General features: G+C 63.9%; 23 protein-coding genes. 11 read left to right on the forward strand and 12 right to left on the reverse strand.

Features of this window, described 5'->3' with window-relative positions:
• Positions 1 to 10: 10 nt before the first annotated feature.
• A complete protein-coding gene (locus tag QUV35_RS00375; protein WP_300870129.1) occupies positions 11 to 859 on the reverse strand; it encodes an SIS domain-containing protein in 849 nt (282 codons plus the stop codon).
• 64 nt (positions 860 to 923) lie between these two features.
• Between QUV35_RS00375 and tal the strand changes: the two genes are divergently transcribed.
• Complete coding sequence (gene tal, locus QUV35_RS00380) at positions 924 to 1865, forward strand: transaldolase (RefSeq protein WP_300870130.1); 942 nt, start codon at positions 924 to 926, stop codon at positions 1863 to 1865.
• Between the two features lie 314 nt (positions 1866 to 2179).
• Here tal and groL read toward each other — a convergent pair whose 3' ends face one another.
• The 6 genes from groL to metK form a co-directional block, all read right to left on the reverse strand.
• A complete protein-coding gene (gene groL, locus QUV35_RS00385) occupies positions 2180 to 3829 on the reverse strand; it encodes a chaperonin GroEL (protein WP_300870131.1) in 1650 nt (549 codons plus the stop codon).
• A gap of 45 nt (positions 3830 to 3874) precedes the next feature.
• Complete coding sequence (groES, locus tag QUV35_RS00390) at positions 3875 to 4165, reverse strand: co-chaperone GroES (protein WP_056268329.1); 291 nt, start codon at positions 4163 to 4165, stop codon at positions 3875 to 3877.
• A gap of 220 nt (positions 4166 to 4385) precedes the next feature.
• Positions 4386 to 5663, reverse strand: a complete 1278-nt coding sequence (locus tag QUV35_RS00395) for a DUF2254 family protein (protein WP_300870133.1) — start codon at positions 5661 to 5663, stop codon at positions 4386 to 4388.
• A 100-nt stretch (positions 5664 to 5763) separates the two neighbouring features.
• Positions 5764 to 6546 carry an SDR family oxidoreductase gene (locus tag QUV35_RS00400; protein ID WP_300870134.1) on the reverse strand — a complete coding sequence of 261 codons (783 nt, stop codon included), beginning with the start codon at positions 6544 to 6546 and terminating at the stop codon, positions 5764 to 5766.
• Between the two features lie 45 nt (positions 6547 to 6591).
• The gene (locus tag QUV35_RS00405; protein ID WP_300870135.1) at positions 6592 to 8640 is read right to left on the reverse strand and encodes a PAS domain S-box protein; all 2049 of its coding nucleotides are present in this window, start codon (positions 8638 to 8640) and stop codon (positions 6592 to 6594) included.
• A gap of 184 nt (positions 8641 to 8824) precedes the next feature.
• The gene (metK, locus tag QUV35_RS00410) at positions 8825 to 10006 is read right to left on the reverse strand and encodes a methionine adenosyltransferase (protein ID WP_300870136.1); all 1182 of its coding nucleotides are present in this window, start codon (positions 10004 to 10006) and stop codon (positions 8825 to 8827) included.
• Positions 10007 to 10126: 120 nt separating this feature from the next.
• Here metK and QUV35_RS00415 point away from each other — a divergent pair, with 120 nt between their 5' ends.
• A complete protein-coding gene (locus QUV35_RS00415) occupies positions 10127 to 11026 on the forward strand; it encodes a lysophospholipid acyltransferase family protein (RefSeq protein ID WP_300870311.1) in 900 nt (299 codons plus the stop codon).
• Positions 11026 to 11946, forward strand: coding sequence for a lipid A biosynthesis acyltransferase (locus tag QUV35_RS00420; protein ID WP_300870137.1), 921 nt, complete (start codon positions 11026 to 11028; stop codon positions 11944 to 11946). Before QUV35_RS00415 ends, QUV35_RS00420 begins: the two co-directional genes overlap by 1 nt.
• A gap of 10 nt (positions 11947 to 11956) precedes the next feature.
• Here the strand turns inward: QUV35_RS00420 and QUV35_RS00425 are convergent, their stop codons facing one another.
• Together QUV35_RS00425 and yihA are read right to left on the reverse strand one after the other, a co-directional pair.
• Entirely contained in the window at positions 11957 to 12877 is a 921-nt protein-coding gene (locus QUV35_RS00425; RefSeq protein WP_300870138.1) for an alpha/beta fold hydrolase, read from the reverse strand.
• Between the two features lie 28 nt (positions 12878 to 12905).
• Positions 12906 to 13706 (reverse strand): ribosome biogenesis GTP-binding protein YihA/YsxC, encoded by an 801-nt coding sequence (yihA, locus tag QUV35_RS00430; RefSeq protein ID WP_300870139.1) that lies wholly within the window; start codon positions 13704 to 13706, stop codon positions 12906 to 12908.
• A gap of 103 nt (positions 13707 to 13809) precedes the next feature.
• Here yihA and QUV35_RS00435 point away from each other — a divergent pair, with 103 nt between their 5' ends.
• From QUV35_RS00435 to QUV35_RS00455, 5 genes are all read left to right on the forward strand, one after another.
• Positions 13810 to 14424, forward strand: coding sequence for a c-type cytochrome (locus QUV35_RS00435; protein ID WP_300870140.1), 615 nt, complete (start codon positions 13810 to 13812; stop codon positions 14422 to 14424).
• Between the two features lie 183 nt (positions 14425 to 14607).
• Positions 14608 to 16767 (forward strand): cytochrome c biogenesis protein ResB, encoded by a 2160-nt coding sequence (locus tag QUV35_RS00440; RefSeq protein WP_300870141.1) that lies wholly within the window; start codon positions 14608 to 14610, stop codon positions 16765 to 16767.
• Positions 16764 to 18131 (forward strand): c-type cytochrome biogenesis protein CcsB, encoded by a 1368-nt coding sequence (ccsB, locus tag QUV35_RS00445; RefSeq protein WP_300870142.1) that lies wholly within the window; start codon positions 16764 to 16766, stop codon positions 18129 to 18131. The genes QUV35_RS00440 and ccsB overlap by 4 nt, the downstream gene beginning before the upstream one ends.
• 135 nt (positions 18132 to 18266) lie before the next feature.
• Positions 18267 to 19280 (forward strand): protein-methionine-sulfoxide reductase catalytic subunit MsrP, encoded by a 1014-nt coding sequence (gene msrP, locus QUV35_RS00450; RefSeq protein ID WP_300870143.1) that lies wholly within the window; start codon positions 18267 to 18269, stop codon positions 19278 to 19280.
• Positions 19280 to 19951, forward strand: coding sequence for a sulfite oxidase heme-binding subunit YedZ (locus QUV35_RS00455; protein WP_300870144.1), 672 nt, complete (start codon positions 19280 to 19282; stop codon positions 19949 to 19951). Before msrP ends, QUV35_RS00455 begins: the two co-directional genes overlap by 1 nt.
• A 9-nt stretch (positions 19952 to 19960) precedes the next feature.
• On the opposite strand, the gene lysA is transcribed toward QUV35_RS00455, so the two are convergent.
• Both lysA and QUV35_RS18865 read right to left on the reverse strand, forming a co-directional pair.
• Complete coding sequence (lysA, locus tag QUV35_RS00460) at positions 19961 to 21229, reverse strand: diaminopimelate decarboxylase (RefSeq protein ID WP_300870145.1); 1269 nt, start codon at positions 21227 to 21229, stop codon at positions 19961 to 19963.
• 92 nt (positions 21230 to 21321) lie between these two features.
• On the reverse strand, positions 21322 to 21516 hold the full coding sequence (locus QUV35_RS18865) for a lipoprotein (RefSeq protein WP_366945383.1): 195 nt from the start codon (positions 21514 to 21516) through the stop codon (positions 21322 to 21324).
• A 12-nt stretch (positions 21517 to 21528) separates the two neighbouring features.
• Between QUV35_RS18865 and cyaY the strand changes: the two genes are divergently transcribed.
• A complete protein-coding gene (gene cyaY, locus QUV35_RS00465) occupies positions 21529 to 21858 on the forward strand; it encodes an iron donor protein CyaY (RefSeq protein ID WP_300870146.1) in 330 nt (109 codons plus the stop codon).
• Here cyaY and QUV35_RS00470 read toward each other — a convergent pair.
• Entirely contained in the window at positions 21848 to 24262 is a 2415-nt protein-coding gene (locus tag QUV35_RS00470; protein ID WP_300870147.1) for a penicillin-binding protein 1A, read from the reverse strand. The two genes, cyaY and QUV35_RS00470, sit on opposite strands and share 11 nt — an antisense overlap.
• A gap of 267 nt (positions 24263 to 24529) precedes the next feature.
• On the opposite strand from QUV35_RS00470, the gene QUV35_RS00475 reads away from it, so the two are divergent.
• Both QUV35_RS00475 and QUV35_RS00480 read left to right on the forward strand, forming a co-directional pair.
• On the forward strand, positions 24530 to 25609 hold the full coding sequence (locus tag QUV35_RS00475) for a pilus assembly protein PilM (RefSeq protein ID WP_300870148.1): 1080 nt from the start codon (positions 24530 to 24532) through the stop codon (positions 25607 to 25609).
• A complete protein-coding gene (locus QUV35_RS00480) occupies positions 25606 to 26226 on the forward strand; it encodes a PilN domain-containing protein (protein WP_300870150.1) in 621 nt (206 codons plus the stop codon). The genes QUV35_RS00475 and QUV35_RS00480 overlap by 4 nt, the downstream gene beginning before the upstream one ends.
• The last annotated feature ends 3 nt before the right edge of the window (positions 26227 to 26229 follow it).

The raw sequence follows: 26229 nt of genomic DNA on the forward strand, positions 1-26229 counted from the left end.
CCCGGGAGAATCAGGCGTAGCGTTTGCTGCGCAGGTTGTTCTTCATTTCCTTGAGCAGCGGCTGCAGCTTGGCGCCGCCGATGCGCAGTGCCAGGCAGGTGGCCACGATGTCGATCACCATCAGGTGCATCAGGCGCGAGGTCATGGGGCTGTAGCGGTCGTAGCCCTCAGGGTGGTCGGCCGAGAGGTGAACGTGGCCGGCCTGCGCCAGCGGCGTGCCGCTGGTGGTGATGGTGATCACCGTGGCGCCGTGTTTGCGCGCGATGTCGGCCGCGTCCATGAGGTCGCGGGTGCGGCCGGAGTTGGAGACGATCACCGCACAGTCGCCGGGCCCGAGCAGCGAGGCGCTCATCACCTGCATGTGACCGTCGCTGTAGGCGATGGCATTGATGCCCAGCCGGAAGAACTTGTGCTGGGCATCCTGGGCCACGATGCCGGAGTTGCCTGCGCCGTAGAACTCGATGCGGCCCTTGTGTTTGTAGGTCGCCACCAGCGCGTCCACCGCCCTCTCGATGGCATGGCTCGACGCGTCGTTGCGGTACTTCAGGAATGCAGCCACGGTGTTGTCGATCACCTTGACCAGCACGTCGCTGGTCTTGTCGTCCATGTCCACACTGCGGTGGATGAAGGGCACGCCTTCGCTCACGGTGCCCGCGAGCTTGAGCTTGAAGTCGGACAAACCGTCGTAACCCATGCTGCGGCAAAAGCGAACCACGGTGGGTTTGCTCACGTGTGCGCGTTCGGCCAGTTCGCTCACAGGCAAACCGGCGAAGGTGCGCGGGTCCAGCAGCACGAGCTTGCCCACGCGCTGCTCGGCAGGCGCCAGTGAAGGCAGTGAGGCTTTGATCCGGTCGAGCATGGCGGGCACCTGGTTACATGACAGGGTGAAATTTTATTACCAAGGGTGTTCGATAATCGCACCCATGAACCAGCTCGATGCCCTCAAACAATTCACCACCGTGGTGGCCGACACCGGCGACTTCAAGCAGATCGCGGCGTTTGCCCCGCAAGATGCCACCACCAATCCCTCGCTGATCCTGAAGGCGGTGCAAAAGCCCGAATACGCGCACATGCTCAAGGATGCGGTGACCCGCTACGGCGCCCAGGGGCCGGACGAGGTGGCAAACCGCTTGCTGGTGCGTTTTGGCTGCGAGATCCTCCAGCTGATCCCCGGCCGTGTGTCGACCGAGGTCGATGCCCGCCTGAGCTTCGACACCGAGGCCACGGTCACCCGCGCGCGCCGCATCATCGATCTCTACCAGGGCGAAGGTGTGCATGTCGACCGCGTGCTCATCAAGATCGCCTCGACCTGGGAAGGCATCCAGGCCGCTGCCCGCCTGGAGCGCGACGGCATCCACACCAATCTGACGCTGTTGTTTTCGTTTGCCCAGGCGGTGGCCTGCGGGCAGGCGCAGGTCCAGCTCATTTCCCCGTTCGTGGGACGCATTTACGACTGGTACAGGAAGTCGGCGGGTGCAGCCTGGGACGAGGCTGCGATGGCTGGCGCCAACGATCCGGGTGTGCGCTCGGTGCGCAGCATCTACGAGTTCTACAAGAAGCACGGCATCCAAACCGAGGTGATGGGCGCGAGCTTTCGCAACGTGGGTCAGATCACGGCGCTGGCCGGTTGCGACCTGCTGACCATCAGCCCCGAACTGCTGGCCCAGCTGGCTGCCAGCGAGGCGCCGCTTGCCCGCGCACTGGATGCGCAAGTCGCGAAGGGCATGGACATTCCGTTCGTGACCCACGACGAAGCCGGTTTCCGCTTCGCCCTCAATGAGGATGCGATGGCAACAGAGAAGCTCTCCGAGGGTATTCGTGCATTCGTGGCCGACACGATCAAGCTTGAAGCCCTGATGCGCTGAGCTTGTTTGCTTTGGCCTGGAGCGCGTGGGTGCCCGGGCAGGCCGGACGGCTCATCAGCCGCTTCGCGTCAGCAAATCGCCGTCCGGCCCACCCGGGCACCCACGCTTTGGGCGGGCGAAAGACCGAAAACTGACGACAGAATGAAAAAACCCCACGAGTTGCCTCGCGGGGTTTTTTCTTGGGTTTCCTGTCAGGCTGCAGTGATGCATTCCGACGCAGCATGAGCCGCCAGGCCAAAGCGCAAGGGCGTGGACAGTGGCAGCGCCACGTCAAGCCCTTGCAACGCCGGCATGGCGTCTCAGGCAAGGAGCAATTACATGCCCATGCCGCCCATGTCGCCCATGCCCATTCCGCCACCACCCATGCCGCCGGCAGGTGCGTCGTCCTTCGGGGACTCGGCAACCATGGCTTCCGTGGTCAGCATCAGGCTGGACACCGAAGCGGCGTTCTGCAGCGCGGTGCGGGTCACTTTCGTTGGGTCCAGAATGCCCATTTCGATCATGTCGCCGTAGGTGTCGTTGGCCGCGTTGAAGCCGTAGTTGCCTTTGCCGGCCAGGATGGCGTTGACCACCACCGATGGCTCGCCACCGGCGTTGGCCACGATTTCGCGCAGGGGCGCTTCGATGGCCTTGAGCACCAGCTTGATGCCGGCGTCCTGGTCGGGGTTGTCACCCTTGATGGTGCCTGCGGCCTGACGGGCGCGCAGCAGGGCCACGCCACCACCGGCGACGATGCCTTCTTCCACCGCAGCGCGCGTGGCGTGCAGGGCGTCTTCCACGCGGGCTTTCTTTTCCTTCATCTCGACTTCGGTGGCAGCGCCGACCTTGATCACGGCAACACCGCCGGCCAGCTTGGCCACGCGCTCTTGCAGCTTTTCACGGTCGTAGTCGGAAGTGGCTTCCTCGATCTGCACGCGCACTTGCTTCACGCGGGCTTCGATGTCGGCCGCAGCGCCAGCGCCGTCGATGATGATGGTGTTTTCCTTGCTGACTTCGATGCGCTTGGCCGAACCCAGGTCGGCCAGCGTCACTTTTTCCAGCGTCATGCCGACTTCTTCAGCGATCACTTTGCCGCCGGTCAGGATGGCGATGTCTTCCAGCATGGCCTTGCGGCGGTCGCCGAAGCCAGGAGCCTTCACAGCCACCACTTTCAGGATGCCGCGGATGGTGTTGACCACCAGGGTCGCCAGGGCTTCGCCTTCGACGTCCTCGGCAATGATCAGCAGCGGACGGCCGGCCTTGGCGACTTGCTCCAGCGTGGGCAGCAGGTCACGGATGTTGGAGACCTTCTTGTCGTACAGGAGCACGAAAGGGTTGTCCAGCAGCGCGGCTTGCTTCTCGGGGTTGTTGATGAAGTAGGGCGACAGGTAGCCGCGGTCGAACTGCATGCCCTCGACCACTTCGAGTTCGGAGTCCAGCGACTTGCCGTCTTCCACGGTGATCACGCCTTCTTTGCCCACTTTGTCCATGGCATCGGCAATGATCTTGCCGATGGTCTCGTCGGAGTTGGCCGAAATCGAACCCACCTGGGCGATTTCCTTGGAGGTGGTGGTGGCCTTGGAGGCCTTCTTCAGCTCGGCGGTCAGGGCCGTCACGGCCTTGTCGATGCCGCGCTTCAGGTCCATCGGATTCATGCCGGCGGCCACGTACTTCATGCCTTCGCGCACGATGGCCTGGGCCAGCACGGTCGCGGTGGTGGTGCCGTCACCGGCGTTGTCGGAGGTCTTGGAAGCGACTTCCTTGACCATTTGCGCGCCCATGTTCTGAAGCTTGTCCTTCAGTTCGATTTCCTTGGCCACGGACACACCGTCCTTGGTCACGGTGGGGGCGCCGAACGAGCGCTCGAGCACCACGTTGCGGCCTTTGGGACCCAGGGTGACCTTGACGGCGTTGGCCAGGATGTTCACACCCTCGACCATGCGTGCGCGGGCTTCGCCGCCGAAAATGACGTCTTTTGCTGCCATGTTGATTTCTCCGGAATTCAGTTAAAAGGAATGAAAAGAGAAGATTTACTTCTCAACGACTGCAAACAGGTCGTCTTCTTTCATCACCAGCAGTTCATTGCCGTCGACCTTGACGGTCTGGCCGCTGTACTTGCCGAACAGAACGCGGTCGCCGACCTTGACGTTCATGGCGGCGAGTTCGCCTTTGTCGTTTTTCTTGCCAGGACCGACCGCGAGGATCTCGCCCTGGTCGGGCTTCTCTGCGGCGGCGTCGGGGATGACGATGCCGGAAGCGGTTTTGGTTTCGCTGTCAATGCGCTTGACGATCACGCGATCGCCGAGAGGACGAAGGTTCATTGCATCTCCTGGATATGGAACAGAAAGGAAAAGGTTGAGGCCGACGGTGCCGGCGCAGGGCCGGGCTGGCGCCGTCGATCACTTGGAGCGAAGCTTGTTAGCACTCAACTCCAGCGAGTGCTAATGATAAGGGCGAGCCGGGGTCAATACAAGGTCGGACGGGCATTTTTTCAATCCAGCACTGCGCCGACGGTGCGGCCGCACGTCAAGGTCCGACGTTTCAGGCCGGCTGGGCCGGTGGCGGAAACAGGGCATTGTGCTGTTCGCTCAGGTGCGACTTGTCCCCTTCCAGCACCATCGCCTGCAAGGCGCGCTGCAGGCTGGTCGCCGCCTGCCTGCGGGCGGCGTCTGCCAGGGCACCGCCGCAACCCTCGGCGATGATCGCGAGCAGCTTTTGCATGCGCAGCTGGACTTCGGGAACCGCGGCACCGTCCCGGGCGATCGGGTCGAAGGCCTGGTGGATCAAATCCGCCGGGTCCAGCGGCACCAGTGTCAGCCGGTCGTAGCTGGCTTCGGGCGCCTCACTCTCACTGTCGCTTCTGGCATCGACGAGCACCCGGGTGATGGTGTTCATGGCGGCGATCGCGGTGCCCGGGTCGTTGACAGCGGGCGACAGCGCACGTTGTGCCACCTCGCACAGGACGATCATGCCGAAGCGCGGGTCCTGGTCGAAACTGCGTCCGTTGCCCAACACGAACGCGTTGCGCAGGGCGTCGAGCTCGAGCGGGGCGTCCAGGCCAGGAGCACCGTCGACGATGGCCAGAACGGTCCCGGGGTGGACGAGCTGCCCCGGGCGCACGCGCAGATGCACCTCCACCCCGGATTCGACCGCCCGTTGCTGAAGCGACTGCATGTCGATGTGGCGCACATAGCCAACCTTGCCGGCGTGCACCGCGAGGCCCTGCGGCGGGGTGGTTTGCGCCAGGCGCGCCCCCATGCCTGGTGACCGGCGGTGGGCGCTCATGGCGCGCATCGCCACCTTCTCGAGCTTGGACAGCGTGTTTTCCATGCGCCCCAGCACCGAGAGCGTCTTGACCCATCGAATCAGCGTCACTATCAAATACAGCAGCACGCCCATGGTGCAGATGAACAGGATGAAGCGACCGGTGCTGCCATACAGCCCCAGACCCAGCGCCGTGTTGGCGATGATCGCGTAGATGAAGGCAGAGATGAACGTGGTGATGGCGTTCTGCGTGTCGGCGTCACCGGCCACCAGTTCGATGGCCCGGGGAGAGGCGCCCACGGCGGCAGAAGAGAACGCGGCCACCATGATCGACAAGGAAAAGGTGGCCACCGCGAGCATGCTCGATGCGATCACGCCCAGCAGGCTGTCGAGCGTGCCACGCTCGATATCGGGCAGCAGGCCGGCGGGAATGAGACGGTTGCCCACCGCCGCCAGCAGGGCGATCACCACGGCGACCACGCTGCCGGCGGCAGGCTTGACCCAGAGGCGGTTTTCGGCGGCCTTGAGCCAGATGAGCGTTCGGTACAGCGACATCGTCCTGAGGATAGGTGATTTGTTCACGCGGGCCCGTGTCGGCCGGGTGGCCGGGGTGGCATCGCGTGCAGGTCGGCGCGCCCGGGCGCGACTGTCAGGCTCAGAAGTGGGCCAGGTAGCCGCCATCGACCACCAGCGTCTGTCCGGTGATGTAGCTGGAGGCAGGTGAGGCCAGGAACACCGCCGCTGCGCCGATCTCGTCGGGCCGGCCCCAGCGGCCGAGCGAGGTGCGCTGTTTCAGCCAGGCCTGCGTTGACTCGTCCTCGACCATTCCCGCGTTGGCCTCGGTGGCGAAGAAGCCCGGGGCGATGGCATTGACGTTGATGCCGTGCGGGCCGAGTTCGGCCGCCAGCGCGCGGGTCAGGGCGGCCAGCGCGCCTTTGCTGGTGGTGTAGGCGGCATCGCCGGCGCGGGCAATCGGCCCGGCGATCGAGGTCACGTTGATGATGCGGCCGTGTCCTTGCGCGCGCATGGGCCGCGCGGCTTCGCGGCAGAGGTGCCATGCCGACACCAGATTGGCCTCGAGCAGATCGCGCAGGGCCTGGGCAGGCAGTTCGTCCAGCGGCTGCCGGCGGCGCTGGCCGACGTTGTTGATGAGGATGTCCAGCCGGCCGCTTTCGCCCAGCATGCGCGACACGGCAGCGGTCGCTGCACCTTCGTCGGTCACATCGAACGGCAATGCCTGAGCGTCGCCGGCGGTGGCCTCGGCGGCAGCGCGGACCTGTCCGACAGCATGTCTGAGGCTGTCGGCATCGCGGCCGTTGAGCCAGACCTGGGCGCCGTGCGCGGCAAGCGCGCAGGCCATCGACAGGCCGAGCCCGCGGCTGGCGCCGGTGACCAGCGCCACGCGACCGTGCAGCGAGAAGAGGGTGGAAGAATTCACCCGCGAATTATCGGCGGCGGCGGCGCACCCGCCCGTGAGCGTGGCTCAGACCGTGAGTTCGGCCATCGACGATTCCGGAAACGCCAAGTCGGGGTCGAGTTGCTCCAGCGGCAGGGTGAAGTAGAAAGTGCAGCCTGCACCGGGCGCGGTTTCTGACCAGATGCGACCACCGTGCCGGTCGATGATGCGTTGCGCCAGGGCCAGGCCGGTGCCGGTGCCCTCGAAGTCCATCGAGTGGTGCTGTCGCTGGAACATCACGAACAGGTTGTGCGCCTTCTCCAGGTCGAAGCCGGCCCCGTTGTCGCTGACAAAGAACGTGCGTCCTCCCATGGGGTTGACCTTCCAGCCGACCTTGATGACGGCGTCGTTGCGCTTGGCGGTGTACTTCACCGCGTTGTCGAGCAGGTTGCCCCAGGCCTGTGCCAGCAGCATGGCATCGCCGCGGACCATCGGCAGTTCCGGATCGATCGTCCATTCGATGGAGCGGTCCGGGTGTTCCTGTTTCAGGTGGGCGACGACGCCCTGCAGCAAGGGAGCCAGTGGCACAGGTTGGGAGTCCAGCGCCACGCGACCCAGCCGCGCGTATTCGAGCAGGCCTTCGATCATCAGGCTCATGCGCTTGGCCGCCTTGGCGATCGAGGTCTGGTATTGGCGGGCAAGGTTGTCGGTGGACTCGCCGGTTTGCTCTTGCAGCAGGCTCACGAAGCTGGCGATATGGCGCAGCGGCGCGCGCAAGTCGTGCGAGACCATGTGCGAGAACACGTCCAGATCCTTGTTCGCCGCCACCAGCTGTTGCGTGCGTTCGGCCACGCGCTTCTCCAGCTCGCGGTTGAGGTCGTTCATCACGTCCTCCAGGCTCTTGGCCGCGGTCATGTCGCGCGTGATGCTTGAGAGGCCCTGCAATTCACCGGCTTCGTTGCGCAGCGCGGTGAGCACGGTGTGCGCCCAGAAGCGCGAGCCGTCCTCACGCAGGCGCCAGCCACGTGATTCCCATTGGCCGTGGTCCTTGGCCAGGCGCAGCACCTGGCCCGGGTCGACCTCGTCTTCGCCCGCGTTGTCGCTGCACATGAGCGTCTCGTACGACTGCCCGACGATCTGCGAGCGCTGGTGGCCGTGCAGGCGCTGGGCGCTTTCAGTCCATTCCGTCACCGCGCCGGTGTCGTCCACGAAATAGATGCAGTAGTCCTGGATGGCGTCGACCATCAGGCGGTAGCGCTGCTCGCTGGCGAACAGTTCTTCGGAGCGTTCCCGCACGCGGTCCTCCAGGTCCTGGTTGGCGTGCAGCACGAACTCTTCGGTGCGCCGTCGCTCCGTGATGTCGTGCAGTTCGATGAACAGCCCTTCGACTTCACCGGCCTGCACGTCGGGAATGTAGTGAATGTCGAAATAGTTCTTTGCGCCGTCCGCTCCCATGCGTTCGGCTTCGAAATTCTGTGCCTTGCCGCTGAGCGTGGCCGCCACCCGCGGCATGATCTCGGGCAAGACCTCGGGGCGCACCACGTCGCTCAGGTGCGAGCCCACCATCTCTTCGGGCGCCTTGCCGTAGCGCTGGGCGTGCGCCTGGTTGGCGAAGCGGCAGACCAGGTTCTTGTCGTAGTAGGCCAGGCGGGCTGGAATGCGGTTGGTGATGCTGCGCAGGATGGCGTCTTGCGGTGCGTCGGTGACGTGGCCGGCCGGCACGTTGCCGAGATCGGCCACCATGGTGCTGGTGTGCAGGAACTGACCTTCCGCATCAAAAACGGCGGTGGACGTGAGCCTGGCCTGCAGCAAGTCGCCGTTGGCGCGACGCAGCATGAGTGTGAGCGGCTCCGTGCGCCCGCTGATCAGCAGTTGTTCCACGTGCATGGACGCCGCACTGCGCGACGCGGGCGCGGTCAGATCGGTGAGCTTTCTGAACATCACCACCTCGTTCCGGTCGGTACCCAGCCAGTCGAGCAGGGTCTGGTTGATGTTGACGCAGCGCAGGTTGGCGTCCAGTGCGAGCAGACCGCAAGGCGCGTTGTCGTACAGGGAGCGGGCGGCGTTCAGGGCGGCCAGCAGTTCATCGGCGATGGGGGCCAGCTGCTGCTCAGTGGTCGGTGCAGAGGTGTCCATGGGAGGGCTCCAGGTCGGTTCGGGTCGTGGCAAAACATTGCTCGTACTTCCTTATCGGACGGCAGCGCCAAAAATTCAGCCGTGTTCGACCACCGGACAGGGTGGCGATGCGGTCCGTTCGACGCGAAAAAAAGCCCCGGGGCTGGAGCGCCGGGGCTTTCCGAACATCACCGTAAGTGAAGGCTTACATTCCGGCAGCCTTCTTCAGGGCGGCGGCACGGTCGGTGCGCTCCCAGGTGAACTCGGGCTCTTCGCGGCCGAAGTGGCCGTAGGCAGCGGTCTTGGTGTAGATCGGGCGCAGCAGGTCGAGCATCTGGATGATGCCTTTGGGACGCAGATCAAAGTGTTCATTGACCAGCGCGGCGATCTGCTCGTCGGGAATCACGCCGGTGCCTTCCGTGTAAACCGTCACGTTCATCGGGCGGGCCACGCCGATGGCGTAGGCCACCTGGATCTGGCACTGCTTGGCCAGCCCGGCGGCCACGATGTTCTTGGCCACGTAACGGGCGGCATAGGCCGCTGAGCGGTCAACCTTGGACGGGTCCTTGCCGGAGAACGCGCCACCGCCGTGCGGGCAGGCGCCACCGTAGGTGTCAACGATGATCTTTCGACCCGTCAGACCACAGTCGCCCTGCGGACCGCCAATGACGAATCGGCCGGTGGGGTTGATCAGGTAGCGGGTGTTCTGCAGCCATTCCTTGGGCAGCACGGGCTTGATGATCTCTTCGATGATGGCTTCATTGAACGAGGCCTTCATCTTGGTGGAGGTTTCGCTCTGGTCGGGGCTGTGCTGCGTCGACAGCACCACGGTGTCGATGCTGTGCGGCTTGCCGTCCACATAGCGCATGGTCACCTGGCTCTTGGCATCGGGGCGCAGGAATGGCAGGCGGCCGTCCTTGCGAAGCTGCGCCTGGCGCTCGACCAGCCGGTGCGCGTAGTAGATGGGCGCGGGCATCAGTTCGGGCGTCTCGTCGCAGGCGTAGCCGAACATCAGACCCTGGTCGCCAGCGCCGGTGTTGAGGTGGTCGTCGCTGGCGTGGTCCACGCCCTGGGCAATGTCGTTGCTCTGTTTGTCGTAGGCCACCAGCACCGCGCAGCCCTTGTAGTCGATGCCGTACTCGGTGTTGTCGTAGCCGATGCGCTTCAAGGTGTCGCGCGCGACCTGGATGTAGTCGACGTGCGCGTTGGTCGTGATCTCGCCGGCCAGCACCACCAGTCCGGTGTTGCACAGTGTCTCGGCCGCCACGCGGCTGCGCGGGTCCTGGGTGAAGATCGCGTCGAGGATCGCGTCGGAAATCTGGTCCGCCACCTTGTCGGGGTGGCCTTCAGAGACGGATTCGGAGGTGAAAAGAAAGTCGTTCGCCATGGTTAAACTCCAAGTTGGTTGATCGGCGTTGCCGGTCTGTCAGAGTTCGGCGAACGCTTTAGCGGAATTTATGAATCGCCCCGCAATTAGTTCAGTAACTCGGCGATGGGCGGATTCTAGATCAAGCCCCATGCCCCGCCTGTCTTCCGAACAACTTGTGCCCGGGGTCATCCCCCGACCTCATTGGCTGCGTTGGTCCACTTCCTCTTTCGTGTGCTGAGCCTGTTCCCGCTGCCGGTGCTGCATGCGCTGGGCTGGCTGCTGGGCTGGGTCAGCTTCCTGTTGTCCTCCCGTTACCGCCGCCGCCTCCTCGCCCACGCCAGACTGGCACATTGCCCCACGCGCGTCATCTGGGCGTCGGTGGGCGAGGCGGGCAAGCTGGTGGCCGAACTGCCGAGGTTGTGGCTGGGCCGGCCGGTGCGCGTGGGCTGGGAGGGTGCAGCCCACATCGAGTCAGCGCAGGCGGACGGCGCCGGTGTGTTGTTCCTCACCCCCCACCTGGGCTGCTTCGAGATCACCGCCCAGGCCTATGCGCAGCGCTTCGGTGCCCGCCACCCCATGACGGTGCTGTTTCGCCCGGCGCGCCAGGCCGCGTTGCGCGAACTGGTGGCGGCTGCCCGTCGGCGCCCGGGCCTGCACGCGGCTCCCACCACCCTGGCGGGCGTCAAGCAACTCATCAAGGCGCTGAAGGTGGGCGACGCGGTGGGCCTGTTGCCCGACCAGGTGCCGCCGCAAGGGCAGGGCGTGTGGGCACCCTTTTTCGGACGCGATGCCTACACCATGACGCTGTCTGCGCGGCTGGCACAAGGCGGCAACACACAGGTGCTGCTCAGCTGGGGCGAGCGACTGAGCTGGGGCCGGGGTTATCTGGTGCATGTGAGGCCGTTCGGCCCCCTGGACAGCGACCCGGCCAAGGCTGCCGGCCAGATCAACCAGGCCATGGAGACGCTGGTGCGAGAATGCCCCGCCCAGTACCTCTGGTCGTACGACCGTTACAAGTCCCCGCCGCCTGCCCGCTGATGCCCCAGCTTCCCGCCTCCGAACACCAGTTGCCGCCCGGTGGCATCACCAACCGCCTGGGGCTCGTCTTCATGCGATTGCTCGCGCGCCTGCCCCTTTCATGGGTGCGGGCCCTGGGCTGGCTGCTGGGCCATGTGCTGCACGCGGTGGCGGGGCGCCGCCGGCGCATCGCGCGCACCAACTGGGGCGTGTGCTTTCCTGAGCAAGGCACGACCGAGCGCAACCGCGCCGTGCGCCGCCACTTCGTTTTCTTCGCCCAGGCATGGCTGGACCGCAGCTGGTTGTGGGAGGCCAGCGATGCCACCATCCGCCGCCGGCTGACCCTCACCGGTGACCTTCAGGCGCTGGCCGGCAACGAACCCACGGTGTTGTTCGCGCCGCACTTCGTGGGCATGGATGCCGGCTGGACCGCACTGACCGCCCACCTCGAGCGGCGCTTTTGCGGCATTTATGCCGAGCAGCTCAACGCCGATGTCGACCGCTGGATGTCGCAGGGTCGGCAACGCTTCGGTGAACCGCACATCGTGGCGATGCGCCAGGGACTCAAGCCGCTGGTGGCGGCCTTGCGCCAGGGCCTGCCGTTGTACCTGCTGCCCGACATGGATTACGGCACACGGGATTCGGTCTTCGTTCCGTTTTTCGGGGTGCAGACCGCCACCATCACATCGCTCTCGCGCTTTGCGCGCATGGCCAGGGCGCGTGTGGTGCCGGTGGTCAGCCGTCTCACACCGAGCGGGTACGAAGTGAAAGTGCATTCGCCATGGGTCGACTATCCGAGCGGTGATGTGGAGGCCGACACGGCCATGATGAACACCTGTCTCGAGGAATTCATCCGGATGGCGCCCGAGCAGTACTACTGGGTGCACAAGCGCTTCAAGACACGGCCCGGCGGCGAGCCTTCCTTCTACGCCGGCCTTTGAGCGCCCCCGCTCAGGGTGTGAGAAAGCCTTCGATCAGGGCGGCCACGTGCTGCGGTTGTTCATGCACGATCCAGTGGGTGGCGCCGGGCACCCGTTCGATGCGCAGCTCGGGCACGAACCCGTCCAGTCCGTCCAGCAAGGTCTCGGGCAGGGCCGTGTCACCCAGGCCCCAGACCACCAGCGTGGGCACGTGCACCATGACACGTTCGCGCGGCAGCTGCACGGCTGCGGCGCCCGGGTCGCCCGGAGTGGGTGGTCGCAAGGGGGACGCTGCGTAATAGGCGCAGGGGCCGTGCAGTCCCTGGCGCCAGACCGACCGGTAGCGGTCGCGCGTGGCGTCATCAAGCCAGGCCATCGGACCACTGTCGGCGGCCATGTTGGTGAAGAAGGGCCACAGGCGCGCGAAATCGTTTTCCGCCAGCAAGGCCGGTGCGTCCGGGCGAGCGAGGAAGTTCATGTAGGCGCTCGATGCCTGCTGCGTCGGCGAGTTCGCCAGTTCGCGCTGGAAAGCGGCGGGATGGGGCGCATTGACGATGACGAGCTGGCGAAGCGCGCCTGGCCACTGCGCCGCAACGCTCCAGGCGAGCGCGCCGCCCCAGTCGTGCGCCACCAGACCGGCGAGCTGACCTGGCGTGGGGCTGTTCGACGTGATGGCGTCGATCAGCGCGGACAGGTCCTGCACCAGCGGCTTGGCTCGGTAGGCGGCCACGTCGGTGGGCGCGCTGGACTGCTCGAAGCCGCGCAGATTGGGTGCCACGCAGCGGTAGCCGCCGTGTTCGGGTCGTGCAAAGTGCTCGAGCAGGTGGTCCCAGACAAAGGCGGCTTCTGGAAAGCCGTGCAGGAACAGCAGCACCGGCCGCCCGGGTGTGCCTGCGGCGCGGCAACTCAGGGTGATGCCATGCGGCAGGGTCTGATGGAAGGTTTCGATCATCGGGGCTCTCTCCATGGCCCGCACACGGTCAATCGAGAGCGGGGGGCTCGTCTTCGGGCTGGTCTGCCGGCAGGTTGGCGGGGGCCCTCACAGGTGCGCTGCCATCGTGCGTCCAGCGCCACAACATCAGGGCGACCTCGTCCAGCCCTTTCTTCTTCAAGGCAGAAAAGAGTCTCGCCTCACCACCGCCCGATTGCAGTCGCGCAATCGACAGCGCCTTTTGTGCCTCCGCGTGGTTGAGCTTGTCGGACTTGGTGAGCAGCACGAGGAATTTGAGGCCCGCCTCGACGCGTGGGCGAATCACCTCCAGCAGGATTTCGTCCAGCTCGGTGAGACCCAGTCGCGGGTCGATCAGCAGCACCACACCCTTGAGGTTCTCGCGCGTGAGCAGGTAATTGCCCATCACGCGCTGCCAGCGCAACTTGGCTTCCCGCGGCACCGCCGCATAGCCGTAGCCGGGCAGGTCGGCCAGCACGGCGTCGGTGATGCCCTGCTTGCCGAGCGAAAAGAGGTTGATGCTTTGCGTGCGCCCGGGTGTCTTGGAGGCAAACGCCAGCCGCTTTTGCTGCGTCAGGGTATTGATGCAGGTGGATTTGCCGGCGTTGGAGCGGCCCACGAACGCCACCTCTGGCACCTCCAGCGCGGGCAGGTGCTCGAGTTGGGGGGCGGTGGTGAGAAACCGGGCGGTGTGCAACCAGCCGTGTGCGATCTTGAGATCGGGGGGCAGCGGATCGGCGGGTTTTCCAGCGTAGGGGGTCCGGGCTTGGGGGCTCTGGGCGTCCGCGGACGGAGAAACGGGGGTGTTGGCTGGAGTGTGGTTCTGGGTCATTGAGGGGGTTTCCCGAGACTGCATTGTAAAATCGATTGGCTGTGAGCAGACATCCCGCGAAATTCTTCAACCCGAACACGTCGCATCCGACGCCCGTCCCGTCATGAAATTGCCCGTTTCCCTTCTTTGCGCCGCCGCTGCCGCGGCTTTGTCGTTCAGTGTTCAGGCGCAGGCGGTCAAACCCGACCTGGCCAGGGGCGCTGCGGTGTTTGGTCAGGCCTGCGTGGCCTGTCACGCGGCCGACGGCAACTCCACCACGCCGGTGAACCCCAAGCTGGCCCAGCAACACCCCGAGTACCTGATCAAGCAGTTGCAGGAGTACAAGTCGGGCAAGCGGGACAATGCCATCATGAAGGGCATGGCATCGACCCTGTCGGACGAAGACATGCGCAACATCGGCTTCTGGCTCGCGTCCCAGAGAGCCACGCCGGGTGCAGCCACCGACAAGGAGCTGGTGACCCTCGGTGAACGCATCTACCGCGGTGGCATTCCCGACCGTCAGATTGCAGCGTGTGCCGCCTGCCACAGTCCCAACGGTGCCGGCATTCCAGCCCAGTACCCCCGCCTCTCGGGTCAGCACGCCGAGTACACCGAGACGCAGCTCAGGCACTTTCGCGACGGCACCCGTGCCAACAATGCACAAATGACCGGTGTTGCAGCCAAGATGAACGACCGCGAAATCAAGGCGGTTGCCGACTACATCGCCGGACTGCGTTGAGAAGATCCGGCAGAGCCTTGCCCTTGGCGCGAGGCTGGGATATAAGCCAACGTTAATATTTGCCGGCACAATGCGATAAAGCCACTTGGCGGTGAACCGCCAGCAAAAAAACACATCAGAACAGGGCGCGTTCCGGGATCACCGGAGCCGCCCTTTTTGTTGAACCGTTCTTCCATTCTTTCCATGACCGTTTCCACCCAAGGCCTGCAGCTTCGAACCGGCTCGCGCATCGTCAGCGAGACGGTGGAATTGCTGTCTTCGATGCGGTTCTCGATTTCGCTGCTCACCGTGATCTGCATCGCTTCGGTGATCGGGACGGTCGTCAAGCAACATGAGCCGGTCAACAACTACGTCAACCAGTTCGGCCCTTTCTGGGCCGACGTGTTCGCCAGTGCCAGCTTGTTTTCGGTGTACAGCGCCTGGTGGTTTCTGCTGATCCTGGCCTTTCTGGTGGTGAGCACGAGCCTGTGCATCGCCCGCAACACGCCCAAGATATTCGCTGACTTCAAGGCCTACAAGGAAAACATCCGCGAGCAAAGCCTCAAGGCTTTCCCGCACCGCGCCGAGAGTTCGCTGGGTGAAACGCCCCAGGCCGCGGCCAACCGCATCGGCCAGACCTTGCTGGGTTCGGGCTGGAAGGTCAAGCTGCAGTCGCGTGAGACGCCTCAGGGCCAGGGCTGGATGGTGGCCGCCAAGACCGGTGCCGCCAACAAGGTCGGCTACCTGGCCGCCCACAGTGCCATCGTGCTGGTCTGCATCGGTGGCCTGCTCGACGGCGACCTGATGGTGCGCGCACAGACATGGTTCAACGGCAAGTCGTCCTTCACCGGGGGAGGGCTGATTGCCGATGTGCCGGCGCAGCACCGGCTGTCGGCCAGCAACCCGACCTTCCGGGCCAACTTGCTCGTGACGGAAGGCACCACCGCGAGTACCGCCATCCTGGCGCAGCCCGACGGGGTGTTGCTGCAAGACCTGCCCTTCTCGGTCGAGCTCAAGAAGTTCATCGTGGAGTACTACGACACCGGCATGCCCAAGCTCTTTGCCAGCGACATCGTGATCACCGATTTCGAGACTGGTGAAAAGAAGGAAGCCCGCGTCGAAGTGAATCACCCGGCCAGCCACCGCGGCATCAACATCTACCAGTCGAGCTTTGACGACGGCGGATCGCGGGTGAAGTTGCAGGCCGTTCCGCTGAACCGCCCGACCCGCCCCTTCGAGATCGAGGGCACGATCGGCAGTTCAACTGCGCTGAGCAACGGCGACGACAAGCTGGTGCTTGAATACACCGGCCTGCGCACGATCAACGTCGAGAACTTTGCCGGCGTGAATCCCGCCGCTGGTGTCGATGTGCGCAAGGTCGATCTGCGCAGCTCGATCGAGAGCCGCCTGGGCAGCGGCCACAAGACGGCCACCGAAAAAACCCTGCGCAACGTGGGCCCCAGCATCACCTACAAGCTGCGTGATGCCGCTGGCCAGGCGGTGGAGTACCACAACTACATGCTGCCGATGGACATCGAAGGTGCGCGTGTGTACTTGCTGGGACTGCGCGAAACGCCGTCGGAGCCGTTCCGTTATTTGCGCATCCCGGTGGACGAGAACGACAACATGGACGGCTTCGTGCGCCTGCGCGCCGCGCTCGACGACCCGGAAATGCGCGAGCTCGCCGTGCGCCGCTACGCGGTGTCGGCGGTCGAGGACGGGCGCCCGGAACTCGCCGAGGCGTTGATGGCTTCGGCCACGCGAGCGCTTGGCTTGTTTGCCGGATCTGAACGTGCAACCCAGGTCACGCCGGTGGCAGACGTGAGTGGCGTCGCAACCACCCAGCCGCTGGTGCAGGGAGGCTTGCAGGCGGTGTCGAATTTCCTCGAGGCCAATGTGCCGCAGGCCGAGCGCGAGCGCGCCAGCGAAGTGCTGGTGCGAATCCTCAACGGCACCTTGTTCGAGTTGCTGCAGGTCAGCCGCGAGCGCGCCAACCTCGCGCCGCTGGCGCGCGACGATTCCACCCAGCAGTTCATGACGCAGGCCGTGATCAGCCTGAGCGACACGTTTTTCTATCCCGCGCCCATGACTTTCCAGCTCAAGGACTTCACCCACGTGCAGGCGAGCGTGTTCCAGGTGGCGCGTGCGCCCGGCCAGAACATCGTCTATCTGGGCTGCCTGTTGCTGATCATCGGCGTTTTTGCCATGCTGTACGTGCGCGAGCGCCGACTCTGGGTCTGGCTTTCACCGTCGGGTGAGCAGGCCTCGCAGGCCAGCATGGCCCTGTCGTCCAACCGCAAGACGATGGAAGCAGACCGCGAATTCGAGCTTTTGAAGACCCAACTGTTGAAGGTGCCTGCATGAATACCGCCACCGCGAACCAGACCATCGAACTGAAAAAGGACCGGGGCGGCCAAGGCCTGCAGCCGGGCTACTTTGCGCGCCGCAATGTGTGGGACTGGCTTTTTGCTGCACTGATCGTGGCGGGCACGGCCATTGCATTTGCGCTGTACGGCCCGGCCATGGACTTCTATGAGAAATCCATTCTTGCGGGGACCGCACCGTCCCTGATCTGGCTGGGTTGGTTCTGGCGACCGCTGCGAATGCTGTCGGTCGCTGTGGCGGCATTCGCCTTGCTCGCGATCTGGCTCTACCAGACACCGGCCGGCACGGCAGACCTCGCTCGCGCCGATCAGGTGTTCATGCTGAAGTACTTCATCTCCAGCCAGTCGGCGATTCTGTGGATGAGCTTGTTGTTCTTCATGAGCACGACGTTCTACTGGGTCGGCATGCTCACCCGCGCGGGTGAGACCTTCGAGGTGCTGGGTTCACGCCTGGCCTGGGTGGCGGTGACGCTGGCGCTCATTGGCACCATGGTGCGCTGGTACGAGAGCCATCAGATCGGTCCCGACATCGGCCACATTCCGGTGAGCAACCTGTACGAGGTCTTCGTGTTGTTCTGCTGGATGACGGCAGCTTTCTATCTGTATTACGAAGACGTGTACAAGACCCGCCGCATGGGCGCGTTTGTGATGCTGGTGGTGAGTGCCGCGGTGGGCTTCCTGCTCTGGTACACGATCGTGCGCGAAGCCCATGAAATCCAGCCGCTGGTGCCTGCGCTGCAGAGCTGGTGGATGAAGGTCCATGTGCCCGCGAACTTCATCGGCTACGGCACCTTTGCCATTGCAGCCATGCTGGCCTTCGCCTACCTCATCAAGCAGAGTGCGAACGAGACGCGCTGGTACAAGCTCGCGCCGCTGTGGATCCTGGGTCTGGTGTTGTGCCTGGAGCCCATCGTGTTCCGCCAGTCGGCCGCCGAGAAGGGTGGCAGCTACTGGTTTGTCTACTTCGGCGTTTCGGTGCTCATCGTGGCCACCATCATGTTCGGTCGCAAGCGCATCGCCGAGCGCCTGCCGAGCTTCGAGGTGCTGGACGACGTGATGTACAAGGCCATCGCCGTGGGCTTCGCCTTCTTCACCATCGCCACCGTGCTCGGCGCCCTGTGGGCAGCCGAGGCATGGGGGGGCTACTGGAGCTGGGATCCGAAAGAAACCTGGGCGCTGATCGTCTGGCTGAACTACGCGGCCTGGCTGCACATGCGCCTCATGAAGGGCCTGCGCGGCACGGTGGCGGCGTGGTGGGCGCTGGTGGGTCTGGCGATCACCACCTTCGCGTTCTTGGGCGTGAACATGTTCCTCTCCGGATTGCACAGCTACGGCGAACTCTGAGCCCCAGCGCGGGGTCAAGCGGACGGGTCGGTGCGGCCCGTGCCGGAACTTGCAAGAATGCCGGCTGTCAGACGACTGACCCCAAGTCCCGCGCGGCATCCTCTGCGCGGGGCGTTGCTTCAGCAGGAACGCCCCATGATCATCCGCACCGGCCAAGACGGCTTCAACCACCCCTTCCCTGGCGACATCACACCCCGTGCGGCGTACCAGAACCGCCGGCAGTGGCTGCAGCGCAGCGCATTCACCGCAGCGGCGCTGGGTGGAGTGGCTTCGGTGACCAGCCGGGATGCCCGGGCACAGCCTGCTGGCCCGACACCCAGGCCAGGCAAGCGGCTGCCGCTGCCGGGCAAGGCGTCCAGCGTGGCCGGCGCGACGACGGTGGAGAAGCTGACCTCGTACGACGATGCCAGCACCTACAACAACTACTACGAGTTCAGCACCGACAAGGCCGACCCGGCCGTTTATGCCAAGTCGCTGAAGACACGTCCCTGGACGGTGGCTGTTGAAGGCCTGGTGAACAAACCCGGCACTTTTGACCTCGACACGCTGCTCAAACTCAGCCCGATGGAAGAACGCATCTACAGACTGCGTTGCGTCGAAGGTTGGTCCATGGTGGTGCCCTGGGTCGGCTATTCGATGGCCGAGTTGATCAAGCAGGTACAGCCGCAAGGCAGTGCCAAGTTCGTCGAGTTCGTGACGCTGGCGGACAACAAACAGATGCCGGGGCTGAACTCGAACGTGCTGGAGTGGCCTTACGTGGAAGGCTTGAGGCTTGACGAGGCCATGCATCCCCTCACCTTGTTGACCTTCGGCATGTATGGCGAACTCCTTCCCAACCAGAACGGGGCCCCGGTGCGCCTGGTCGTGCCGTGGAAGTACGGGTTCAAGAGCGGCAAGTCGATCGTGAAGATCCGCTTCACCGAGAAGGAGCCGCGCACGGCATGGAACCGTGCGGCGCCTCAGGAATACGGCTTCTATTCGAACGTCAACCCGCAGGTCTCGCATCCCCGCTGGAGCCAGGCGACCGAGCGCCGTATCGGGGAAGAAGGCGGTTTGTTTGCCAAACGCCGTCAGACGCAGATGTTCAACGGCTATGAGCCACAGGTCGGTCAGTTGTACGCGGGCATGGATCTGCGCAAGTTCTTCTGATGGATTCCATCGCTCGCCGCGCTTCAGGGGTGCCGGCGGGTTCGCGCGTCACCGGCTCGCGCATCAACCGCTGGCTCGCCCACCGGGCTGCCAAGCCGGTTGGCTTTGCTCTGGCCCTGCTTCCCTTCGCCTGGCTGGTCTGGGCGGCGTTGTCCGACCAGCTGGGCGCCAACCCGGCCGAGGCACTGATCCGTTCGCTGGGGGACTGGACCCTTCGCGGGTTGGTGCTGGTCCTGGCCATCACCCCGTTGCGCACCGTGACGGGCTGGGTGGCTCTGGCGCGGCTGCGGCGCATGCTGGGGTTGTTTGTCTTTTTCTACGCCTGCATGCACCTGCTGGCCTACGCATGGTTCGACATGGCCTTCAGCCTGCCGGGCATCGTCGACGATGTGGTCAAGCGACCGTTCATCCTGGTCGGCTTTCTGGGTTGGTTGCTTCTGCTGGCTTTGGCCGCCACGTCGTTCAACCGCGCCATCCGCGCCCTTGGCGCCCGACGGTGGCAGATGCTCCACCGAGCGGTTTACATCGTTGCCGGGCTGGCTGTCCTGCACTTTTACTGGATGCGCAGTGGCAAGAACGACTTTGTCGAGGTGGCGGTCTACGCCGCAGCCCTGGCGGTATTGCTGGGTTGGCGCCTGTGGCGGCGGCTGGCGAAGCCGCGTATCGCCTGACCCCTGGGCTCAGACTGACGGCAGCAGGCTTTCCAGGCGCAACTGGTCTGCAGCCGACTCGCGTGCCCTGATCAGCGTGGCAGTGTCTCCATCCACCAGCACCTCGGCAGCCCGTCCGCGCGTGTTGTAGTTGCTGGCCATGCTCATGCAATAGGCGCCGGCCGACAGCACGGCCAGCAGATCGCCCGATTGCGCGGCCAGAGCCCGGTCACGCCCGAGCCAGTCGCCGCTCTCGCACACCGGGCCGACCACATCCCAGGTCAGCGGTGCGGCGTTGCGGGGAGATACCTCGACGATGCGATGGTAGGCCTGGTACATCGCGGGGCGAGGCAGGTCGTTCATGGCCGCGTCGACGATGAGGAAGTTCTTCTGCTCACCAGGCTTGCAGTACAGCACCTCGGTGAGGCAGACGCCGGCATTGCCCACCAGCGAGCGGCCTGGCTCAATGTAGATCTTGCGCTGGCCATAACCCCGTGCGTCCAGTCGCTTCAACAGTTGATGCCACAGATCGTCTGCTTGGGGAGGCTCATCACCGTGGTAATCGATCCCCAGGCCACCGCCAAAGTCAATGTGCTCGATCCTCACGCCAGCGGCTTCGATGTTCTGCACCAGGTCGAGCATGCGGTCCATGGCATCCAGGTAGGGCCCTGTCTGCGTGATCTGCGAACCGATGTGGCAGTCGATGCCCACGACCCGCAATCCGGCGCAAGCAGCCGCGTGCCGGTAGGTCGCCAACACGTCTTCGTGCGCAATGCCGAACTTGTTGTCCTTGAGTCCCGTGGAGATGTAGGGATGGGTCCGGGCATCCACATTGGGATTGACGCGCACGCTCACCGGCGCGCGCAGGCCCATGCCCCGAGCCACATCGTCGAGCACGTCGAGCTCGGCCCGACTTTCAACGTTGAAGCAGCCGATGCCGACTTCGAGTGCACGTTGCATCTCGCTGCGCGTCTTGCCAACGCCGGAAAAGATCACCTTGCCCGGCTCGACACCGGCTGCCAGCGCGCGCTCGAGTTCACCGCCAGAGACGATGTCCAGCCCGCAACCCGCGCGCACCAGCGTTTGCAGGATGGCCAGGGTGGAGTTCGCCTTCATGGCGTAGCAGATCTGGTGCGAGCGCCCCGCGAGTCCGCGCTGGTAGGCGGCGAGCGCTCCCAGCATGGCAGCGCGGCTGTACACGAACAAGGGTGTTCCGTGCTCCATCGCCAGTTGTTTGAGGGAGACGCCTTCCATCACGAGATCGCCCGCATGGTAAGAGATGAAGGGTGGCAGGTTCATGGGGGGCTGGCCGGGCAGGGATGACATGCTGGAAATGGCGGAATGCGTTGTGACTGGTTGGCCGCTCGGTGATGGCCCGCCTGCAAAGGGGATCAACGCGGGGTCGGGTCGCTCTGTGTTGCCGCGTTCGTCGCAGCGGGGTTCACAACGACCGGGGTTGGCGATGCGGTGGGAAGGTACAGCGGGCCTTTTTGCCCGCACGCCGACAGCATGAAGACGCCCAACGCCATCGCCATGCCCCGAGTGAGTGAATGGCGACGTCCTAGAATGCGTGTCGTTCTCAACATCCACCCATTGTAATGACCGACACCGAGTACCAAGACCTCGCCGAAGGGCTGCTGCGGACCATCGAGCTGGCCTGTGATCGCATCAACGACACCAGCGATGCCGACGTCGACAACCAGCGCGTGGGCGGGATGATCACGATGACGTTTTCCAATGGCAGCCAGATCATTGTCAATCTGCAGAAGCCCCTTCAGGAAGTCTGGCTGGCCGCGCGTGCAGGCGGCTTTCACTATCGGCACGATGGTGTCGCCTGGATGGACACCAAGGGACAAGGGGAATTTTTCGATCAGTTGTCCCGATCTGCCTCCGAACAGTCTGGCCAACAGCTGATCTTCAGTTCCTGAAGAGATCGAGAATGCTTCGCCGGTCGTCCACCTGCGGCTCGGGCACTCCCTGCGAAACACCCGGCTCCATCACGGACGGCACGGCGCCTGGCCAGGGGTCTTGAAGCCCCAGACCATGCACGCCATTGCCTGGGCCAAATTCCTCGAAGTACCACTCGCCGCCCACGTTGATCACGCCCGAGGGAGGGGTGTAGGGAGCCACCGGGACATCCTTGAGCGCCTGTGACATGAAGGAGATCCAGATCGGCAGGCTCAGCCCGCCCCCGGTTTCGCGGCTGCCCAGGTTGCGAGGCGTGTCGTACCCCACCCAGGCTGCTGCCACCAGCGTGGGCTGGTAACCAACGAACCACGCGTCCACCGAATCGTTGGTGGTGCCCGTCTTTCCATAGAGATCGGTTCGTTTCAGCGTGGCTTGTGCGCGCGCAGCCGTGCCAGAGCGGGTGATTTCCTGCAGGAGGCTGTTCATGACGAAGGCGTTGCGGGGCTCGATGACGCGTTCCGCGTCGGTGAGACTGACCTCGGGAGCCTCGTAGATCACCTTGCCCTTGTGGTCGGCAACCCGAGTGATCAGGGTTGGTGCCACGCGATATCCGCCGTTGGCGAACACGCCATAGCCGACCGCCATCTGCAGCGGCGTGACCGAGCCGGCGCCCAGAGCCATGGTGAGGTAGGGCGGATGCTTTTCGGTATCGAAGCCAAAGCGTCCCACCCACTGCTGTGCACTCTGGGTGCCCACCAGTTGCAGCACACGAATGGAGACCATGTTTTTGGACTTGGCCAGCGCCCGGCGAACCGACATCGGGCCTTCGAACTGCCCGTCGTAGTTCTTCGGCTCCCAGGGTTTGCCTCCGGTCGCATCGGCGCTGTAGAAAAGCGGTGCGTCGTTGACCACGGTCATCGGGGTCAGCCCCTTCTCAAGCGCGGCCGAGTAAATGAAGGGCTTGAAGCTCGAGCCTGGCTGGCGCCAGGCCTGCGTCACGTGATTGAACTTGCTCTTCTGGAAATCAAATCCGCCGACCAGCGCGATGACCTTGCCGGTCCGGGGATCCATGGCAACGAAGGCTGATTCAACCTCGGGCAACTGCGTGATGCGCCACGACTTGTTGGCGGTCTGCACCACCCGGATCACGGCACCTGGCCGGATCTTGATGTTGGGGCCCGCCTTGTCGGACAAACCCGACTGAACCGGTTTGAGGCCCTCGCCGGTGATCTCGAAGGGCTCTCCGTCCTGGCGCACGGCCAGCACGCGGCGCGGACCTGCCTCAAGCACCACTGCCGATAGCAGGTCGTCGTTGTCGGGTCGTTCGGCAAGTGCATCGTCGACAGCTTCGTCGAGGGAGGCCTTGTCGGTCGGCAGATCGATGAACAGTTCAGGGCCGCGGTAGAACTGGCGGCGCTCGTACTCCAACACGCCCTGGCGCACCGCCCTGTAGGCAGCTTCCTGCTCTGCACTCTTGAGTGAGGTGGTGACCACCAGCCCCCGCGTGTAGGCCTCTTCACCGTACTGGGACACGATGGATTGGCGAACCATTTCGGCCACGAACTCGGCATGCACCTGCACCGCGTTGCCCACGGGACGCAGCTTGAGTTCCTCCGATTTGGCTTGTCCGGCCTGTTCGGCTGTGATGAAGCCGTTTTCGACCATGCGATCGATGATGTGCAACTGGCGGGCGCGTGCACGCCGCGGGTTTCGGACGGGATTGTAGGCAGAGGGCGCCTGCGGCAGACCGGCCAGCATCGCGGCTTCGGCAATGGTCACATCCTGCAGCGCCTTGCCAAAATAAACCTGAGCCGCCGAGGAAAACCCATAGGCCCGCTGGCCCAGAAAGATCTGGTTCATGTAGATCTCGAGGATCTGCTCCTTCGTGAGCATGTGCTCCAGCTTGAAGGTCAGCAACACTTCGTAGATTTTGCGTGTGTAGCTCTTTTCGGCCGACAGGTAGACGTTGCGTGCGACCTGCATCGTGATGGTCGACGCCCCCTGGCTTTTCGCCTGGCGAAGGTTGGCCAGGGCGGCCCGGATCATCCCTCGATAGTCCACACCGTTGTGCTCAAAGAAACGAGCATCTTCGATGGCAAGAACGGCGTTCTTCATCACCTCGGGAATCTCGTTGATCGTCAGCAGGTTGCGGCGCTCTTCGCCAAACTCGCCAATCAACTGACCGTCGGCGGCCAGGACCCGCAATGGCAGCTTGGGACGGTAGTCGGCCAATCCGGCCACATCAGGGAGATTGGGATAGGCCACCGCCAGCGCGATGCCCACCGCCATCAGCACGCTTACAACACCTGCTGCCGCCAGTCCGGCCACAGCCACCACCAAGCGTCCCACCCAGAACAGTGCCGCGCGGCCCGCAGATACTGGGTTTGCGTTGGGCGAGGAGGAGGTGGAATCTTGGTTGGGCATGCAGTCGATCGGGGCCACGGACACCGATTATAAAAACGGCGCTCGGCGGACAGAACCACCAGCGTCGACATATTGTGAGTTGTTGTGCAGTCCGCTGCGCAGGCGGTCGTGACAAGCTTGGCAACCCGTCTTCCTACGTGTGGTTTTGACAACGTTTCGAATTGTCGCAAAGACAAAATTTCTTTGCTGGACAAAGAGCTTGCTGCTAGCATTCAAGTGAATTCTTAAGTCTGGTGCCCACGGGCGTCATCATATCGGGGGGTCACCTTGATCTCATTGGGGTCGTTATTCAGCCGGGAGCCGGCGCCCATGTTGGGCATTGACGTGAGTTCATCCAGCGTCAAGCTGGTTGAACTCTCCCGCAACCGTTCTGGTGATCTGGTTTTGGAGCGCTGCGCCATGGAGCCGCTGGAACGCGGCTGGATCACCGATGGCAACATCGAGAAATTCGACGAGGTCGCCGAGGCAGTGCGCCGAGTGGTTCGCAAAAGCGGCAGCAAGACCAAAAACGTTGCGCTGGCCTTGCCCGCATCGGCGGTGATCACCAAAAAAATCATCCTCCCCGGGGGCCTGTCCGACAAGGAACTTGAAGCCCAGGTCGAGTCGGAGGCCAATCAGTACATCCCTTTTTCGCTCGACGAAGTGAGTCTGGACTTCTGCGTGATCGGCCCCAGTGCCAACTCCGTCGGCGACGTTGAGGTATTGATAGCCGCTTCGCGCAAGGAAAAAGTGTCGGACCGCCAGGGTCTTGCCGAGGCAGCTGGACTCAAGCCGGTCATCATGGACGTCGAATCCTATGCCTCGCGAATGGCAGCTGGACGGGTGATCGAGACGCTGCCAAACCAAGGCATCGATTCACTGGTGGCCCTGTTCGAGGTGGGTGCGCTTACCACCAGCATGCAGGTGATGCGCAATGACGACGTCCTTTACGAGCGGGATCAGGCCTTCGGCGGAGCCCAACTGACGCAGTTGATCGTTCGCCAATACGGTTTCTCAGCCGACGAGGCCGAAGCCAAGAAGCGGTCCGGGGATCTTCCTGATGATTACCGCTCTGCCGTGCTGGATCCGTTCATTGAAAGCATGGCTCAAGAGGTTGGCCGGGCTTTGCAATTCTTCTTCACCAGCACCCCTTACAACAAGGTCGACCACATTCTGCTGGCCGGAGGCAGCGCAGCGCTGCCCGGGCTGACGGAGGCCGTGACCCACCAGACGTCGTTTGCCTGCATGGTCATCAATCCCTTCGATGCCATGGAGATGGCCTCATCCATCCAGGCCCGCAAGATCTCTCGCGAAGCGCCTTCCTATTTGACCTCCACCGGGCTGGCCTTGAGGAGGTTCTTCCAATGATCTTGATCAACCTGCTGCCGCACCGCGAGGCCGCTCGCAAGCGACAAAAAGACCAGTTCTTCACTCAGCTCGGCCTGTCCGCGTTGTTGGGGGGCGTTGTTTGCGGCGCCGTATTCACTTGGTATCAAGGCCAGATTTCTGCTCAGCAGGATAGAAACGCCTTTCTCCAGGCGGAAATCACCCGTCTCGACGCGGAAATCAAGGACATTGCCGGTTTGCAGAGGGAAATTGCTTCGCTGAGAGCGCGTCAGACCGCCGTGGAAGACCTGCAGGGCGATCGAAACATCCCGGTGCATCTGCTTGATGAACTGGTGGCTCAGTTGCCTGACGGCATCTACCTCCGGTCGATGAAGCAAGAGGGTCAAAGCGTTTTGTTGTTGGGTGTCGCGCAGTCCCAGGAACGTGTGTCCGACCTCTTGCGAAACCTCGCCAACAGCAGTCCCTGGCTCGCCCGACCAGAGTTGATTGAAATCATTTCTGCCAACCTGGTGGTGACGCCACGCGATCCGCGCAGGGTGTACAACTTCTCCATGCGAGTGGCATTGAAACGCCCGGCCGCCCCCGGAGGCGCCCCCACCAGTCCAGCCGGCGCCCCTGCCGCGGTGGGCAAGGTTTGATCA

Origin of the sequence: Hydrogenophaga sp. (assembly GCF_030373225.1) — a bacterium.
In the GTDB taxonomy this organism is placed as follows: Bacteria; Pseudomonadota; Gammaproteobacteria; order Burkholderiales; family Burkholderiaceae_C; genus Hydrogenophaga.